The sequence below is a fragment of the Psychrobacillus mangrovi genome (genome assembly GCF_037104765.1).
Lineage (GTDB): Bacteria > Bacillota > Bacilli > Bacillales_A > Planococcaceae > Psychrobacillus > Psychrobacillus mangrovi.
In genome coordinates, this window is the sequence record NZ_JBAWSY010000002.1 from 79,320 (window position 1) to 96,569 (window position 17,250).

The following is a 17,250-nucleotide window of genomic DNA, read 5'->3' on the forward strand; positions in this document are numbered from 1 at the left end:
TTAAACCAATCCAATCCATCTCCACCACGTCGATGCAACAACTACTGTTGCTATGATCGTTATAATAGTTGCGTATAAACCAGGTTTCAAAAAGTCTTTTTGTGTAATCATTCCACTGCTATGTGCGAGTATATTTGACATGGATTCAACAACTAACATAAATCCGAAAACACAAGTCAATCCAGTTGCGAATCCAATTGCTAATGGGTCTATCCCTGCATTCTGGGCCACGCTGATAATAATAGGAACCAAAACGACAACCGCAGTGGAAACATTCGATATCATTTTATGAAACAATTGTGCCATTACAATGACTATAAATACCGCCAATAATGGATCTTGAATAATATCCATAAACCAATTTACACTTAAATAATCACTAATTGTATCCGCGGCTCCAGAGTCTACAAACGCATATCCCATTGATAAAGTTACACTTAATAGCAAAACTGTATTGTAATTAATTTGAATAACCGGTTCCCAAGAAGCAACACCTATTTTAGGTAATGTCATTAGCACTACACCTAATGAAGCAGGAATACTGGGATGCATCCCATGAAGCGGTTCGGTTAGCCATAGACCAACTATTAAAATTAAGATGACTAGACAGTTGATTTCTTTTTTATTCACTGGACCTAATTCTTCTAATCTCTCTTTCATTTCATTTTCAATCATAGGAAAGTATTGTTGCTCTTTTGGTAATGGAAATACTTTTAATAAGAGAATCCATATAGAAGGAATTAATATAAGCCATAATGGGAGCGTATAAATAAACCATTGAAAATAAGTTATATTAACATCTGCAAAACGATTAAGAATTTCCACCGTTAATATATTTCCAATTGCCGCAGTCATGACTGCCGTTCCGCTAACGACACCCCCATAAGCAACTCCCAACATAATCATTTTTCTTAAATTACTTCCTGGTTTAGCATTTACAACTTCTATAATCATTGTAGAAACAGGTAACATTAAGGCTGTTCGAACAGCGGTGGATGGAATAAAGAACGCTTGAATTTGCTGAATAACAATAATACTTCCTAATAATCCCTTAGCATGACTTCCCCATCTCATTAAGATTTTGTATGTCAACCTCCTAATGAGAGAAGTTTCATTTACAGCTATTGCAAGCATCATACCAGCAACAATCAAAAAGGTAGCAGGCGAAGCAAATCCACTAAATATGACGGAAGAATCTGCAACCTTAAAAATAAGCATTAGTAATAATATAATCAGCCCTGTAAGTCCCATAGGAATAGGCTCTAAAGACCATAAAATGATTCCGAGCGTTATAATGCTCGTCATAATTTTGGCTGAGTATGAAAATGTATCTGGTAAACAGAGAAACACCAAGAAGAATCCTAATATAGCAAGAGAAATAGATGTAAAAGTTTTTAAGTCTTCCTTAACTAACTTTCTTCGTCTAAAACTTTCCCATTTATAGAGCATGACAAATCCAACCACCAAAATGATTAGTCTTAAAAAAGTTTGCAATTCGATGAAATCCAGCCTCTGACAGCAAATCTTGAATTACTTCTTCCGAAACAGATGACTCTGTTAAGGTCGCCTTCATTAATTCTTCCACTTTCTCTTCAGACATTTTTGTCGTATCCAGCCAATAGTCTTTCCAAAGATTAACAAGTTCTTTAAACTCTGGAGTATCAGGATCACCATATTTGCTAACGAGAACAAATGGTGCACCTGGTTTCAAATAAGATCTTACATTTTTAAGAAGTGCAAGCTTTTCATTTATATCGGGAATGAAATGAAGAACTAAGATACATGTTGCAGCATCAAAAGTGTAATCAGAGGGAACTTTTTCTATCGTTCCATTGAAAAATTCAACCCGATTATCCATTTCCATTTGTTCAGCCTTCATCTTCGCCACTTCAAGCATAGCTTTTGATGGGTCAACGACTGTAAACTTCCATTCTGTATTTGTAGGTCCAAAAGCATTTAGCTCATTACCACCTCCACCCCCAACAATTAGGAGTGAAGCATTATCTATTAGGTTCGCTCGTAGAAAAGTTTGCGAAAGCCGAAGCATCGGATCATAAGTAGGAAGATTTCGTCTTATCCCTTTGTCATATTCAGCGGCAATCACGTGATCGAATTCCAGTTTTTTAGTCATCCTTTCAACTTCCTTCTATTTGATATAAGCACCTTATTTCCCAATAGTTAATAGTAAATTATACAAATCGGATTTTGCTTCAAAGCCGATGCCCGGAACTTCCGGAAGCTTTACATAACCGTCTTCAACTGCATAATTATCTGCAAATCCACCAAATGGTTGGAATACCCCCGGGTAAGATTCATTTCCATGAAGTGCCAATCCAGCAGCTATGTTTAGTGACATTTGGTGTCCTCCATGAGGGATACAACGTCTTGAGGACCACCCATGTTCATCTAGCATCTCGAGAATACGTAAATATTCCACTAATCCATAACTAAGTGCACAATCAAATTGAAGAAAGTCTTTCTCGGGATTCATACCAGCATATCGAATTAAGTTCGTTGCATCTTGTAATGAAAATATATTTTCCCCTGTTGCGATTGCATGTGGGTATCTCTTAGAGAGCTCTGCTTGTAAATGAAAATCAAGTGGGTCTCCTGCTTCTTCATACCAAATCAATTCATAGTCTTTAATTTTCTCTCCGAATTCAATCGCGTATTTCAAGTCAAAGCGACCATTTGCATCGACCATTAATCCACTTCCTGAAGGTAAAATATCCAGAACAGCTTCAATACGATGTAGATCCTCTTTTAAAGAAGCACCGCCGACTTTCATTTTCACATCTTTATAACCTAATTCCAGATATCCCTTCATTTCATCTTGAAGTTCCTTCAAACCTTTGTCTGGAAAATAGTAACCACCAGCCGCATAAATGTATACCTTCTCGTCCACTTGGCCATTTCCATATTTTTCGGCAAGCAATTGGTATAAAGGCTTTCCTTCTATTTTTGATACTGCATCCCAAATAGCCATGTCTATAACACCGACAGCAACGGTTCTTTCACCGTGTCCACCTGGTTTTTCATTCGACATAATTATGGCATGTATTTTATGTGGATCTAGATTAGTCCCATCATCCGTTATAATGTCTTTCGCTTCTGCCTCTAGCAATCTAGGAATAAATCGTTCATTTAAAAGGGAGGTAGGAGCATAACGACCATTTGAATTAAATCCATAACCGACAACTGGCTTTCCATCTCTAATAACATCTGTTGTTATAGCTATTGCGGATGCAGTCATTTTACTAAAATCGATATAAGCATTTCTGATTGGACTACTAATAGGTACAGTCTTAACTTCAACATTCGTTATTTTCAAAGCACTCATCCTTTATATTTATTTTTAAATATTCTGAATTATTTTCTTGCAGTTTTTTAAGAATTGGTATGAAATAAAATGCTTTTCGCTTTTTTGTAAACTGGATAATCTACAAACTGATCATTTACCTCTATAGATGCTATTCCGTTATTTTCTGCCTCTTCAAATGCTTTTACAATAGCTGTCGCTTGATCAATCTCTGTTTTGGATGGGGAAAATGTTTGGTGTACGGCTTGTATTTGCTTAGGATGAATAATTAATTTTCCTTTAAAGCCAAGTTGTTTAGCGAGTTTCGCATCATTTTCCAAACCCGTTTCATTGTTTAATTCAGGATAGACTGTATCGATAGGAGACCCAATGCCAGCAGCTCTTGAAGCAATGACAATTTGTGACCGAGCGAATAATAATTCCAACCCATTTGGTGTAAGCTCGCAATCGATGTCTAACGAAAAATCAATAGAACCAAAAGCCATTCGAGCAATCAACTTATCTGATGTAGCAATAGAATGCGCAAATTGAATTCCTTTTGCTGTTTCTATCAATGGAATCACTTGAATAGGACGTGAGTGATTGGAAGAAAATTCACGTACTTTATTACAAACACTTCTTATACCATGGAAACTTTCCGATTTCGGAACCATAACACCAGATGCCCCACTGGATAACGCGCACTTTAAATCCATCTCCCAAAAAGGTGTATCCAAGTCATTTATTCTTACGATCATTTCTTTTTCATTACCAAACCTAATTAATGATTCTTTAACTATTTCTCTTGCACTTTCTTTTTCAGATAATGCAACAGCATCTTCTAAGTCCAGAATGACAGAGTCGGCATTGGAAAGAACTGCTTTTTTGATAATATCCATGTTAGTTCCAGGTACAAATAAATAAGATCTTGCTAGATTCATTGACGTCCCCTCTTTTAATACAGTTATGGTAAAATTGGGTATTCTCATTGATAAATGTCACACATAATGCTCCGAATATTTTTCATACAAACAGTAAGTAACTCTTTATGCAAGTTCTTCTATTTTGGCAATAATAGCATCCGTCACCTCGGTTGTGTTAGAGTTCCCACCAATATCAGGAGTCTTTATTCCTGACTGTAAAGTTTGTTCAATCGCATGTAACAAGACTGTTCCCATTTCCATCTCATCAAAGTGATCCAACATCATCTTGGCTGTCCAAATTTGGCCAACTGGATTCGCTATTCCTTTTCCATAAATATCAGGTGCCGAACCATGAACGGGTTCAAACATGGAAGGGTATTTACCGTTTAAATTTATATTTCCAGCAGGGGCAATACCAATACTCCCCATAATTGCTGCTCCAATATCACTTAAAATATCTCCAAATAAATTACTAGCCACAACTACATCCAATGTGTGGGGTTTTGTAATGAAAAAAGCTGAAAGTGCATCTATATGTTCACTTTTGGTTGGAATATCCTTATAGTTTTGGGAAACTTCAGCTAATACGTCATCCCAGAATGGCATAGAGTGAACGATTCCATTCGATTTGGTTGCACTCGTTAAATGACCATTTCTCTTTCTTGCTAGTTCAAAAGCATATTCCATGACCCGTGAAACTGCTTTTTTAGTGAAAATAGAGTTTTGAACTACTATCTCATCTATACCATGATGAACTCTGCCACCACTACTGCTATATTCACCTTCGCTATTTTCTCTGACAATCATAATATCGAAATCTCTTGGATTCGTTAATGGGGAAACTATTCCTTTTATTTGTTTAGCGGGCCGTATATTAATAACTTGTTCAAATTCTCGACGAATTTTTAACAAAAGACCTCCCAAGGAAATATGATCCTTTACGAGAGATGGGTCACCTACTGCTCCCAAAAAAATAGCATCACTTTGACTTAGTAAGTCTAAACCGTTGTCAGGCATCATTTTGCCGTGCTCGACATAATACTCAGAACTCCAAGGATAATGTGTATAATTAAGTGTTAACCCTCCGTGAACCTTTGCTATTGTATCTAAAACTCGAAGCGCTTCCGGTACTACTTCTTTCCCTATACCATCTCCAGGAATAACGGATATGTCCAACTTTTTCATTATAATCTCCCCTCGCCATACGAATTTTTTGCTTACTGTCTTCCGTTCTTTTCAATCATTCTTATTAAGTTTTCTTTCGTTCTAATAATATGCTTTTCTGTTACTTCTTTTATTTTGATGGCATCTTTTTCTTTAATATATTTCACCATTAGGCTATGTTCCTTATGAGATTCTGATAGATGATCCACTAGTAAACTTGGTGTATAAGGAGGTATACCTTTCCACAATGTATCAATATATCCTTTAATCCTTCTCCACGGACAAGCTTCTATAATAATTTGATGGAATTCTGCATTTATTTTCATGTACATTTCCATGTCTGTCTCACTATTTTTTAATCGAATCATTTGCTCATATAAATTTTCTAGTTCGCTAATATCTTCTTCGTCTAAAAAAGGAAGAGCTTTCACTACCGCTTCCCCTTCAAGCATGGCTCTTAGCTGGTAGATTTCTTCTATATCATCCGTAGATACAGGTGTTACAATTGCCCCTCTTCTTGGTTCAATACGAACGAGTCCTTCCACCTCAAGCTGTTTCAAAGCTTCTCGAAGAGGCATTCTGCTTACTCCCAGTTTCGCTGCCCATTCTTCTTGCATAAGACGATCGCCCATCTTAAATTCGCCTTTTAATATTAAATCTCTTAACTTAGTAGTAACTTTAAACTGTAAAGTTGCTCTATCTATCTCTGTTAGTTTGAATTTCTCCATGCTGCACTCCTTAATTTTCCCTATTCTCCTGGAAGTAAAGTCATTTCTGCTTTTATTTCAACATTAAACATTTCTTCTATATGTTTTACGATAGTTGTATGGTCCTGACTGCCTTTACCTTGTGACCACGCTTGTTTCCATAACTGAAAAGAAGCACTTGATATAAACAAAGGTACCTTTTCTTCTTCAGCCATACTCATCGCAATTTTCAAGTCTTTCACCATCAAATCTAATGTAAATCCTACCTCGAAGTTTCTTGTAAGTACTTGGTTTGGAAATTTAAAGTCACTTGAAAAACTTTTTCCTGTGCTTGAATTGATTACACTTAACATTTTAGTTGGTTCTAGACCAAGCTTTACACCAAGAGCGATTGCTTCTCCCGTTACTGCTAATGTCGCTGCTGAAATCATATTGTTTAGCGCTTTTATCGTATGGCCTGCTCCAACTTCCCCTACGTGAATAATATTCTGTCCAATATTACTTAAGAGTGGCTTAGCTTCTTCAAAATCTGATACTTCCCCCCCAACCATTATGGACAATGTGCCATCTTCTGCTTTTTTTACTCCTCCACTGACTGGAGCATCTATCATTCTAAATCCTGCATTTTTCAACATTTTGTTTATTTCTTTCGTCTCAGAAGGAATAGAGGTAGTCATTTCTATTAGTAAGCTATTTGGATTTAAACCTTTCATCAATCCATCCTCACCAATCAATATTTCTTTCACGATATATACATTAGGAAGGACTGTTATAACATATTGAAATTTTGATGCCAAATCAGCTGGACTCTCTGCTTCCTCTGCACCTAAACTTGCATAAGTTCGCATAAATTCTTTATTTAAATCAAAGACCCCAACTTCTACTCCTTGCTCTAAAAGCCTCTTAGCCATTCTGCCACCCATGTTACCTAAGCCAATAATTCCAACTCTCATCATAAGTTAATCCCCTCTATTTAAAATAGATTTCATTGCTTATATTCGGAAACTCCCTCTTCGTAAAGATCTCCACCGTGAATATCATTAATAACAAATACCGGAAAGTTCTCAACTGTTAATTTTCTAATTGCTTCTGTCCCTAAGTCTTCATAAGCAACAACTTCAGAGGACTTAATAGAACGAGCGATCAATGCAGCAGCCCCTCCAACTGCTCCGAAGTAAATAGCTTTATTCGTTTTCATCGCCTTCTTCACTTCTTCACTGCGATATCCCTTTCCAATCATGCCTTTTAATCCCGCTTCAAGTAATCTTGGAGTATATAAATCCATTCTTCCGCTAGTAGTAGGTCCTGCTGAGCCAATAACTTCTCCAGGTCTACCGGGGGTAGGACCAACATAATAAAGAACTTGATTGGTCAAATTGATTGGAAAAGGAATCCCTTCTTTTTCTTGTTCGATCATTCTTTTGTGTGCCGCATCTCTGGCAGTATAAACAACGCCTGATAATAAAACACGATCTCCTGCTTTTAAAGAAATAAGATCTGCCTCTTGTAAAGGTAGGTTAATTTTTTTCTGCACAGCATGCTCTCCTCACTTTAAAGTAATAGTTTGATGGCGACTGGCATGACAGTTAAGATTGACGGCTACAGGTAATGCAGCTATGTGGCAAGACTCTACTTCTACCTTTACATCTAACGCTGTAGTACTACCTCCCATACCTTGAGGACCAATACCAAGTCGATTAATTTCAAGCATTAGTTCTTCTTCTAATTCAGCAATAACAGGGTCCTCATGTCGTATACTTAATGGTCTAAACAAAGATTTTTTTGCCAGATATGCGCAACGCTCGAAGTTTCCACCAATACCAACGCCAACTACGAGTGGAGGACATGCATTTGGTCCCGCTTCTTTCACGATAGATAGAATATATTTTTTAACTCCATCCATACCGTCAGAAGGTTTTAACATTTTCAAATCACTCATATTTTCCGCCCCACCACCCTTGGCAGTCATATGAATCGTAAGAAAGTCTCCTTCAACAAGTTCAATATGGATAACTGCAGGTGTATTATCTCCTGTATTTTTTCGATTTAAAGGATTATAAATCATTGAACTTCTCAAGTATCCCTCACCGTATCCTTTTGCAACTCCTTCATTAATAGCTCGAACCAAGCTTCCCCCAACTATATGACAGCTTTGACCTAGCTCTACGATAAAGACCGCTGTTCCGGTGTCCTGACACATTGGAACTTGTTCTGCTTTTGCAATATCGGCATTTTCAATCAATTGGGAAAGAACCTCTTTGCCAGTTTCAGATTGTTCTGTGTTTAATGCTTGCTTAAAAGCAGAATAAACATCATCACCTAAATTATAATTAGATTTCTTACACATCTCCGAAACTTGTTCAACGATCGTTTGATAAAGAATTTCGCCCATGCTTCATCCTCCCTTTTCTTCCTTTTTCTCCCGAACGATATAAAAGGTACCGAGCCCCTTGGCAACTAGATTCCCATTATCATCTGTGATACTACACTCAGTAACGACTGTGTTTTTTCCTTGGTAAAGTATAGAAGGACTCGCTAACAGATAACTTCCCTGACCCTTTTTAATAAAATTTATTTTCAATTCAAGAGTAAAAACCTTTTCCTCCTCTTTTAAATTTTTTAAAATACTAAACCCAATTGCAACATCGCAAAGCGTATAAATTGATCCTCCTTGCGCAACTCCATATGTATTCTCATTTTGAATTCCAAGTTTCATTTCAGTAGTTCCATCTGAATTTTGTGTAATCCCTAAAAATCTACCTAATAAATGCATTGGTATATCGTTTGTATTTACATTCGTATAAGACGCTTGATAAAGAGAGAGCAAATAAGATATCTGAGTTAACTCATTACTGCTCAGCGTTTGAAGATTCGTTTGAATAGATTGTATAATTTCATTTCTGTTCATATCTTTTTCTTCCATCCTTCATTCCCCCTCTTTATCCAAAGTATCTTTTATACATCAGCCATCAAGGTTGTCAAATTTTCCATGAGCTCTAGCTCTAATATGTTTTTAATAATCAGTTGTTTATTCTCCAATGGAAGCTGTCCAGTCATATGCATAAACTTTTCAATGAGTTCCTCTGACGTTACAGAATTTTCGGGATCTCCTTTTGGAAAATCGGTCTCTTTAGTAATAATTTCTCCATTTGTCAAAACAACTTCGACTGTTGAACCCCATTTTTCTGGATAACTCGCATTGATTTGGGGATCTATCCCTACATTCACTCTCTTCAAAAGTGCTCTTATTTGACTGTCCCACAAATTGGATTCATTAAAATCAGCTAAACCAGCACTACCTTGTAAAATGGCTAAGGCTGAACAAAATTGTAGACTAAATTTTGCTGCATACTCTGTTTTTGGATCACCGTTATCTGTTATATCTATAGCAGCTTTATATGATTTAACAGTTATTGATTCAATTTCCTCGAATTTAGGCTTACGCTCATTAAAGACTTCAATTAATAAATCAATAGTATGATGTGTATGACGGCAGGAAGCATGAATTTTAAAGGAATTCTCCAAAATTTTAAACTCACTTCCTAAACCATCTGTAATTTTAGATGAATCATACTTATCACTCATTGCTTTAAAAAAACCACGGTCACCTTCGAGAATTTTATGCGGACCTGTAAAACCTTTTTGAGCTAAGAGTGCCGCAAGAACACCGTTCATTGATGCTTTTCCAGAATGAAGTTGTTTAGTCATCGCTCCATCCACTATAAATTCCCACAGTCCAGCGGCTTGTGTACCTGCATTTCCTAATGCATGTATTGTTTCTTCTTCTGTTAATTGTAGTAATTTAGCTGCAGCAATGGCCGCACCAAATGTCCCGCATGTAGCTGTATTATGCCAATAGTAATAATGAGAAGGTGAAACAGCTTCTCCGATTCTATAACAAACTTCATAGCCTAAAACGATAGCAGTAATTAACTCTTTTCCAGATATTTCTTTCCATTCTGCAATGGCTAGAGCTGCTGGAATAACTACCGTAGCAGCATGGATAATAGATCCTTTATGGATGTCGTCTAGCTCCACAACATGACTTGATGCCCCATTCACTAAAGCAGCTTGTAAGACGGAGGTTTTCCCTCCAGTAAAGAGGCTTGCTTGCTCTGTTCCTCCCAGTTCTTTCACTAAATTACTAATCATTTGGATTGGCTGTTTATTCGAACCAGCTATAGCTGATCCAAAATAGTCCAAAATACAAAGCTTAGTAAAGGAGATTACTTCAGGAGAAAGCATTTCATAAGTCATACCAACACTGTATTTCGCCAAAACCTTGCTTAAGTCCATTATCTGACTCTCCTTTTGGAAATAAGATGGAAGGTCCTTGTATTGAGGACCCAGCATAGTAAGTAAGTGAACGATTTATTATTTACTTACTCGCTATTGTAGATGGAACTCGTTGATTTCCGTTCCAGGCGGTCGCGTTCCGCGGGGTGAGCGATGAACCATCACCGCCCCTTTGGGTACGTTGTGATGTTTCATCTGTCTCACTTATCCCGCCGGAGTCGCCGCCTTCCACTACAATCAACTAGTGTATGTCTACATAGGAAAAATCAGGCTTTCCGAAGCTTACCGCTCGCTTTCCGTTGGCGAGTGAAGAGCCTCCTCCTTCGCTCCGCTGAGGGCACTGAAAAAGTCTTCAAGGATGTCATAACGAGTAAAGAACGATTTATTGTTTACTTACTCGCTTTTGAAGATGGAACTAGTTGATTTCCGTTCCAGGCGGTCGCGTTCCGCGGGGTGAGCGATGAACCATCACCGCCCCTTTGGGTACGTTGTGATGTTTCATCTGTCTCTCTGATCCCGTCGGAGTCGCCGCCTTTCACTACAATCAACAGTGTATGTCTACAGAAAGAATCTCCTATCTAAAAAATCATCAAGTTGAAGTCATCTTCTAGTGCCATATCTATGAAGTATTTAAAGGACATATCGTATTTGGAACGCTCAACTAAGTCCACATCGGATACATATCGCAGATACGTCATCGTCTGCGGGGCTAATTGCCATGGAGATACAAGGATCCATAACGATATTTGCATTGAATCTAAAGCTAGTATTGAAGCTAATAAACGAAAAGAGTAAGAAATATACAAAGAAAGAAAGTGCTATTTGTTTTGAAGACCAATACGCTATAAAAAATGTAAGTTTTTCAGTGCCCTCGCTCTGGCTTCGTCCAGGGTCTCGTCTGTCTCGCTTTCCCGCAGGAGCTAACTGCCTTATCTTCAATCTGAGTTCCCGTATCAAGAACCCTGTATGCCTTAAAAGGATCTAGGAAGTCCTAGAACGTGCTGACCTACATAGCTAACTACGAGATTATTCGTTACCGGAGCAATCACAAATAGACGTGCCTCTCTAAACTTCCGCTCAATATGATATTCTGTAGCAAATCCGTAACCACCAAATGTATCCATGGCAGCGTTCGCTGCTTTCCATGTTGCTTCGGAAGCTAGGTACTTTGCAATATTTGCCTCTGCACCACAGTTTTCATTTGCATCAAACATTTTAGCTGCTTTATCTCTCATTAGCTTAGCTGCTTCAATTTCCATATAAGAACGGGAAATCGGGAACTGGACTCCTTGATTTTGGCCAATAGGTCTTCCAAAAACTTCACGTTCGTTCGCATATTTCACTGACTTATCGATAAAATATAAACCATCCCCAACACTTTCCGAAGCAATCAAAATTCGCTCTGCATTCATCCCGCTTAAGACGTAGCGGAATCCTTTTCCTTCTTCGCCTATTAAGTTTTCAATTGGAATCTCTACATTCTCAAAGAACACTTCCGTTGTTGCATGATTAATCATCGTGTCAATATCACGTATAGTAATTCTATCTTTTTGATCTTGCATATCTAAAATAAATAAACTTAATCCATCAGTCTTTTTCGAAACTTTATCTTTCGGTGTAGTTCTTGCCAGTAAAAGCATTAAGTCCGAGTAATTAGCTCGTGACGTCCAAATTTTTTGTCCATTTACAATATATTTGTCTCCCTGGCGCTCGGCTGTAGTAATTATACTGGTTGTATCACTTCCAGCAGTTGGTTCTGTAATACCAAAGGCTTGAAGACGCAATTCACCACTTGCAATTTTCGGCAGGAACCGTTTCTTTTGTTCTTCATTTCCATGGCGAAGAACTGCTCCCATTGTGTACATTTGGGCATGACCTGCACCTGCATTTCCTCCAGAGCGGTTAATTTCTTCTAATATAATTCCCGCTTCTACCATTCCAAGACCCGCACCTCCATATTCTTCGGGTATTAATACGGATAACCATCCTTCATCTGTTAAAGCTTTTATAAATTTCTCCGGATATTCTTGCTTTTTATCTACTTCTTTCCAATAATCCTCCGGAAATTTTTCACATAGAGAACGTACGCTTTTTCTAATAAGATCTATATCTTCCTTTGTGCTTAATACCATCTAACTTCCTCCTATTCATCTATTACGTGTAGTTATTTTCCTTGCCAATTTGGTTTTCGTTTTTCATTAAAAGATAAAATTCCTTCCAATCTATCTTCTGAATTGGCACATTTATAATATTGATCTAATTCAATAGTTAAGGCTGTATTAATATCTGTTTGAAGCCCATTATTAATGGACTGTTTAAGTGCTTTTAGAGATAACGGCGCATTTCTTGCAATTTCCTTTGCGATTTCCAAAGTATTCAGCAATAACTCCTCTTTAACGAATAGACCATTTACTATTCCTGCTTCTAATGCTCTTTGTGCATCTATTTGGTTCCCTCTAAATAAAAATTCTTTCGCCAATCCAACCGGAATAGCTCGTGGTAATAGTTGAGTTCCACCAACCCCTGGAATAATTCCTAATTTTACTTCAGGTAATCCCATCTTCACATGTTCCGATACATAGCGAAGGTCACAGCTTAAGAGCATTTCCATCCCACCACCAAGAGCAAAACCATTTACTGCTGCAATAACTGGAAATGGAAAGTTACGTAATAATCCGTATGCTTCCTCAAAAATGTCGTGTTGCTGTTTCCACTGTTTGTTCGTCATACCTTTTCTTTCTTTTAAATCAGCTCCTACGCAGAAACTTTTTTCACCACTTCCTGTTAGGATCAAAACACGTAAATCCTCTTTTTCATGTAATTCCTTTAAGCATTCAATCAGTTCGTTTGCCATTAATGTATTTAAGGAATTCATTGCTTCTGGTCTATTCAATTCAATGATATAAACATTTTCAGAACTGTACTCTTCGTTCAATAATATCGTTTGCCAATTTGTCATGACTGTATCCTCCGAAATTATTTAATTGTTGTAGGAATTGGATATTTACGATTATAAGGTCCGGCTTTTCTTATATAGCTTGGAGTTTCATGTTCCACAATTTTAGTAAGTGTTTCGGATGCCGTTATTAATTCATCTAAGGATAATCCTGTTTCAATCCCCATACTGTGGAGCATGTGAACAACATCCTCCGTGCAGACGTTTCCGGTTGCACCTGGTGCAAATGGACAACCTCCTAGCCCCCCTAATGATGTATCATAGCTATCTACTCCAGCTTGCATACCTGCAAGAATATTGGAAAGTCCCATTCCCCTTGTGTTATGAAAATGTAGGTTGAATTTCTGTTCAGGAAAATCACTACGCAAACTTACCAATAAATCATAAACCTGTTGCGGATTTGCCATACCAGTGGTGTCGGCTAAAGTAATCGTTTTAACATGCATAGATATTACTTTTGTTAATACACTTTTAATTCTTTCCGTTGGTACTTCCCCTTCAAAAGGACATCCAAATGTAGTTGCAATGGATACATTTAATTCAATATTTTTTTGTGTACAAAAGGCTTGAATGGTTTCTAATTCCTTTAATGATTCTTCCGTTCGTTTATGCACATTTTGCAAATTGTGCGTATCACTTGCGGAAAAAACAAAGTTGACTTGTTTCACTCCATGGGAATAAGCATTTACTGCACCTTTTAAATTTGGTATTAATGCAATCATCGTGAGAAGTTTGTATTCATCCGAAATAAGCGAATATAATTCACCGCTATTTGCCATTTGAGGTACTAATCTAGGATGGACGAATGATCCAAACTCGATGGTTTCTAATCGAGCTTTTACCAACTGATCGAAAAGCATCTTTTTTTCTTTCACGCTTACTATTTTTTTCTCCAGTTGTAAACCATCTCGTAAAACCACTTCATTTATTTGAATACGTTTTGGAAAGTTCACCTAATACCTCCTTAATAAAAACAGAGTTTTATCATTTTTTGTATTTTGTATCCAAAACTAACATAAAAAATTTTCTTATTCTTTATCTATTTCATCTAATACTTCTTTTGCAGTTCTAAAACTATCAATCGCTGCTGGCACACCACAATATATAGCAGTCTGTAATAATACCTCTTGAATTTCTTCTTTCGTTACACCGTTATTAATCGCTCCTCGTACATGCAGCTTTAATTCATGCGGTCTATTTAATGCAGTAATCATCGCAAGGTTTATCATACTTCTTGTTTTCTTGGGAAGACCTGGTCTAGCCCATACTTCTCCCCAACAGTATTCCGTTACTAATTCTTGCATCGGCATATTAAAATCAGTTGCATTATTGATAGAATTATCAACGTAATCTGCTCCCAAAACACTTCGTCGAATTTCTAAGCCTTTTTCAAACTTTTCTTTGTTCATAGCCATTCTCCTATCTTTTTTTTATTTGGATATCAATTTTTTCTGTTGATTCAGTACGATAAGTTCGTTTATATTAGAATATTGCTCTAAGTTTAAAAGGAAATGAGCCATATTATCTGAGATGCTTTTCCCCATATGCTCTTCCACCAGGCTACTGAATTTAGTCAAAAGTTCTTCTTCCTGCATTGGATTATCAATACTGCCTTTTGCATGTAGAACTTTGTGCGTTATATTAGAACCGTCTTTTAATAATGCAGTCACTTCGACCTCGTCTTCTTTCAGGCTTTCATCCACCACTATACGTATTTTCTTTTGTATTTCTATAATTTTTTCATCTTTAACTTTTTCATCTGTGTATTGTTTTTCACTGGCGTTACCATCTAGAAACGCTATTGCAGCAGTAAAATAAACACTAAACTTTCCTTCTAACCCTGTCTGCGGGGTTTCCTTACCGGTCAATTCAAGCACATAAGGATTAACCTTTAGCTCAATCGACTCAAGATGATCAGGTGAAACTCGTTTATGTAAATAAACGCAAGCATCAATGGAAGGGTGAAGAACAATCCCACAAGCATATGGTTTAAAACTATTTTTTAATAGTTCCCAATCTTCTCCCCAGTTAACATTCACTTTTTCTAAATCATGCTCTGGAGCCAATACATTGGCAAAGCCACGTTTTGCTTCTAAAATCTTTTCAGAGCTTGTAAAACCTTTCTTAGCCAATAATGCTGCTAATAATCCATTTTGTGCAGCCTTTCCTGGGTGGAATGGTTTTGTCATTGTTCCAAATACTTCTCTCAGACCAAATGATTGTGTCCCTGCAATTCCTAATGCCCATACTAACTTTTCTGAATCTAATTTCAATAAAACACCCGCAGCGATTGCTGCACCAAATACTCCCGTCGAACTTGTAATATGCCACCCTAGTTGGTAATGACTTGGATAAACTGCATTCGCTATCCTTAATTCTGCTTCGCAACCTAAAATAAACGCATGCAATATTTCCTCCCCACTTAACCCTAAATGCTCGCCTAATGCTAAAACGACTGGGGCCACTGGTCCACTAGGATGATGGATTGTATCTAAATGCGTATCATCATAATCAAAAATATGAGAGGACGTTCCATTTATTAATGCTGCCATTAATAAATCCACTTTTTCTTCTCGTCCAAATACAGAAACTTGTTCTGCAGTTTGCAGATCTTTTGTTACCTCAAGTAGCATGTCAATAGAAGGATGTTGGGAAGCACCAATTGCAACACCCAACCAATTAAGTAAGCTTCTTTTTCCATGAAGCTTTACTTCGTCAGGTATATGTTCATATGAAGTTGATAAGCAATGATCTACTAGAGTTTTCGTTATCATCTTTTCTCTCCGTCCTTTTTACGCTCTGTATAAATTGAAAAAGTTGGTTAATTTTTCACCAACTTTTTCAATTCTATTAACAGGTCGAATAATCTATTCTGCAGCTTGACGTGCCGCTTCGATTACATCTGCACCAATTTCATCTTTATATTCTTCGTAAATTGGTTCCAACACTTTTCTGAATTCTTCAATTTGTTCTGGTGTTAATTCAACAATTTCCACATTTCCTCTTTCCTTGATTGTTTCAAGCGCTTTCTCATTTAGGCTTTTAGCTTCTGCTCGTGCCACTTCTGTACCTGCTGCCAATCCAGCCTCAACTATTTTTTTCGTTTCAGCATTCATGCTGTCCCAGAATTTTGTATTTGTGAAAACAGCATAATCCACGCGTGTATGATTCATTATTGTCATATATTTTTGAACTTCATCAAATTTTTTCGATTCAATATTACTAAATGTATTTTCTTGTCCATCAACTACCCCTTGGTCAAGTGCAGTATATAATTCTCCAAATGGTATAGACTCTGAACCCGCTCCTAGAGCAGTATAAATGGATTCAAGTACTTGCCCACCTTGTGTACGGAATTTTAATCCTTTTAAATCCTCTGGAGAACTAATCGCATGTTTAGCATTTGTCAGATGCTTACCTCCATTTGGCCACATAGACAACCCAAGAACTCCATCATTTTTAAGGCTGCTTAAAACTTCTTTACCTTTTTCCCCATCCCAAAACGCAATTGCTTCTTCATCATTATCAAACATAAAAGGTAGAGCTGGAACATTGAATTGTGGGTTATTCCCTACGAATTTTGTTAAATCGGGAGCTATAAACTGAATATTATTAGCTACTAAATTTTGATATTCATCTTGATCACCGAATAATGAACTATTCGGATAAATTTCTACTTCTATTTTTCCACCTGATTCTTTTTCAATATATTCCTTCATTGCTACAGCCCCTTTATGTTTCGGGGTATTTTCAGCAACAACATGTGCAAATTTAATCTTTAATTCTTGCACTTCATTACTACTTTCACCTGATACCGGAATTGCTTCGTCACTTTGGCAAGCTACTAGAAAAATCATGGAAATTAATACAAATAAAGATATCGCAAACTTTTTCATTCTATTTCCC

17 protein-coding genes are annotated in these 17,250 nt (G+C 37.1%); all 17 read right to left on the bottom strand.

Going from position 1 to position 17,250, the window contains the following annotated elements; translation table 11 throughout:
• Positions 1-1,449: an SLC13 family permease gene (locus tag WAX74_RS03525; RefSeq protein ID WP_336496281.1), complete on the bottom strand. Its 1,449-nt coding sequence runs from the start codon at positions 1,447-1,449 to the stop codon at positions 1-3.
• Positions 1,439-2,131 carry a class I SAM-dependent methyltransferase gene (locus tag WAX74_RS03530; protein ID WP_336496282.1) on the bottom strand — a complete coding sequence of 231 codons (693 nt, stop codon included), beginning with the start codon at positions 2,129-2,131 and terminating at the stop codon, positions 1,439-1,441. The genes WAX74_RS03525 and WAX74_RS03530 overlap by 11 nt, the downstream gene beginning before the upstream one ends.
• Before the next feature lie 33 nt (positions 2,132-2,164).
• Positions 2,165-3,331 carry a mandelate racemase/muconate lactonizing enzyme family protein gene (locus WAX74_RS03535; RefSeq protein ID WP_336496283.1) on the bottom strand — a complete coding sequence of 389 codons (1,167 nt, stop codon included), beginning with the start codon at positions 3,329-3,331 and terminating at the stop codon, positions 2,165-2,167.
• Between the two features lie 56 nt (positions 3,332-3,387).
• The gene (locus WAX74_RS03540) at positions 3,388-4,239 is read right to left on the bottom strand and encodes an HpcH/HpaI aldolase/citrate lyase family protein (protein ID WP_336496284.1); all 852 of its coding nucleotides are present in this window, start codon (positions 4,237-4,239) and stop codon (positions 3,388-3,390) included.
• Positions 4,240-4,344: 105 nt separating this feature from the next.
• Positions 4,345-5,406 (bottom strand): tartrate dehydrogenase, encoded by a 1,062-nt coding sequence (locus WAX74_RS03545; RefSeq protein ID WP_336496285.1) that lies wholly within the window; start codon positions 5,404-5,406, stop codon positions 4,345-4,347.
• A gap of 32 nt (positions 5,407-5,438) precedes the next feature.
• Positions 5,439-6,113 carry a GntR family transcriptional regulator gene (locus WAX74_RS03550; RefSeq protein ID WP_336496286.1) on the bottom strand — a complete coding sequence of 225 codons (675 nt, stop codon included), beginning with the start codon at positions 6,111-6,113 and terminating at the stop codon, positions 5,439-5,441.
• A 20-nt stretch (positions 6,114-6,133) separates the two neighbouring features.
• Positions 6,134-7,048, bottom strand: coding sequence for an NAD(P)-dependent oxidoreductase (locus tag WAX74_RS03555; protein WP_336496287.1), 915 nt, complete (start codon positions 7,046-7,048; stop codon positions 6,134-6,136).
• A 29-nt stretch (positions 7,049-7,077) separates the two neighbouring features.
• Complete coding sequence (locus tag WAX74_RS03560; protein WP_336496288.1) at positions 7,078-7,626, bottom strand: Fe-S-containing hydro-lyase; 549 nt, start codon at positions 7,624-7,626, stop codon at positions 7,078-7,080.
• Between the two features lie 12 nt (positions 7,627-7,638).
• Positions 7,639-8,484 carry a fumarate hydratase gene (locus tag WAX74_RS03565; RefSeq protein ID WP_336496289.1) on the bottom strand — a complete coding sequence of 282 codons (846 nt, stop codon included), beginning with the start codon at positions 8,482-8,484 and terminating at the stop codon, positions 7,639-7,641.
• Positions 8,485-8,487: 3 nt separating this feature from the next.
• Positions 8,488-9,015 carry a PaaI family thioesterase gene (locus WAX74_RS03570; protein ID WP_336496290.1) on the bottom strand — a complete coding sequence of 176 codons (528 nt, stop codon included), beginning with the start codon at positions 9,013-9,015 and terminating at the stop codon, positions 8,488-8,490.
• A gap of 32 nt (positions 9,016-9,047) precedes the next feature.
• Positions 9,048-10,388, bottom strand: a complete 1,341-nt coding sequence (locus WAX74_RS03575) for an MmgE/PrpD family protein (RefSeq protein WP_336496291.1) — start codon at positions 10,386-10,388, stop codon at positions 9,048-9,050.
• A gap of 971 nt (positions 10,389-11,359) precedes the next feature.
• Positions 11,360-12,520 carry an acyl-CoA dehydrogenase family protein gene (locus tag WAX74_RS03580; RefSeq protein WP_336496292.1) on the bottom strand — a complete coding sequence of 387 codons (1,161 nt, stop codon included), beginning with the start codon at positions 12,518-12,520 and terminating at the stop codon, positions 11,360-11,362.
• A gap of 32 nt (positions 12,521-12,552) precedes the next feature.
• A complete protein-coding gene (locus WAX74_RS03585) occupies positions 12,553-13,347 on the bottom strand; it encodes an enoyl-CoA hydratase/isomerase family protein (RefSeq protein ID WP_336496293.1) in 795 nt (264 codons plus the stop codon).
• 17 nt (positions 13,348-13,364) lie between these two features.
• The gene (locus tag WAX74_RS03590) at positions 13,365-14,297 is read right to left on the bottom strand and encodes a hydroxymethylglutaryl-CoA lyase (protein WP_336496294.1); all 933 of its coding nucleotides are present in this window, start codon (positions 14,295-14,297) and stop codon (positions 13,365-13,367) included.
• 75 nt (positions 14,298-14,372) lie between these two features.
• Positions 14,373-14,753: a 4-carboxymuconolactone decarboxylase gene (gene pcaC / locus WAX74_RS03595; RefSeq protein ID WP_336496295.1), complete on the bottom strand. Its 381-nt coding sequence runs from the start codon at positions 14,751-14,753 to the stop codon at positions 14,373-14,375.
• 21 nt (positions 14,754-14,774) lie between these two features.
• Entirely contained in the window at positions 14,775-16,118 is a 1,344-nt protein-coding gene (locus tag WAX74_RS03600) for an MmgE/PrpD family protein (RefSeq protein WP_336496296.1), read from the bottom strand.
• Positions 16,119-16,211: 93 nt separating this feature from the next.
• The gene (locus WAX74_RS03605; RefSeq protein WP_336496297.1) at positions 16,212-17,240 is read right to left on the bottom strand and encodes a DctP family TRAP transporter solute-binding subunit; all 1,029 of its coding nucleotides are present in this window, start codon (positions 17,238-17,240) and stop codon (positions 16,212-16,214) included.
• Positions 17,241-17,250: the final 10 nt, after the last annotated feature.

Coding starts and splice junctions, on each gene's coding strand:
- WAX74_RS03525 (WP_336496281.1), bottom strand. CDS start 1,449: ATGCTCTATAAATGGGAAAGTTTTAGACGAAGAAAGTTAGTTAAGGAA.
- WAX74_RS03530 (WP_336496282.1), bottom strand. CDS start 2,131: ATGACTAAAAAACTGGAATTCGATCACGTGATTGCCGCTGAATATGAC.
- WAX74_RS03540 (WP_336496284.1), bottom strand. CDS start 4,239: ATGAATCTAGCAAGATCTTATTTATTTGTACCTGGAACTAACATGGAT.
- WAX74_RS03545 (WP_336496285.1), bottom strand. CDS start 5,406: ATGAAAAAGTTGGACATATCCGTTATTCCTGGAGATGGTATAGGGAAA.
- WAX74_RS03550 (WP_336496286.1), bottom strand. CDS start 6,113: ATGGAGAAATTCAAACTAACAGAGATAGATAGAGCAACTTTACAGTTT.
- WAX74_RS03555 (WP_336496287.1), bottom strand. CDS start 7,048: ATGATGAGAGTTGGAATTATTGGCTTAGGTAACATGGGTGGCAGAATG.
- WAX74_RS03565 (WP_336496289.1), bottom strand. CDS start 8,484: ATGGGCGAAATTCTTTATCAAACGATCGTTGAACAAGTTTCGGAGATG.
- WAX74_RS03570 (WP_336496290.1), bottom strand. CDS start 9,015: ATGGAAGAAAAAGATATGAACAGAAATGAAATTATACAATCTATTCAA.
- WAX74_RS03575 (WP_336496291.1), bottom strand. CDS start 10,388: ATGGACTTAAGCAAGGTTTTGGCGAAATACAGTGTTGGTATGACTTAT.
- WAX74_RS03580 (WP_336496292.1), bottom strand. CDS start 12,520: ATGGTATTAAGCACAAAGGAAGATATAGATCTTATTAGAAAAAGCGTA.
- WAX74_RS03585 (WP_336496293.1), bottom strand. CDS start 13,347: ATGACAAATTGGCAAACGATATTATTGAACGAAGAGTACAGTTCTGAA.
- pcaC (WP_336496295.1), bottom strand. CDS start 14,753: ATGAACAAAGAAAAGTTTGAAAAAGGCTTAGAAATTCGACGAAGTGTT.
- WAX74_RS03600 (WP_336496296.1), bottom strand. CDS start 16,118: ATGATAACGAAAACTCTAGTAGATCATTGCTTATCAACTTCATATGAA.
- WAX74_RS03605 (WP_336496297.1), bottom strand. CDS start 17,240: ATGAAAAAGTTTGCGATATCTTTATTTGTATTAATTTCCATGATTTTT.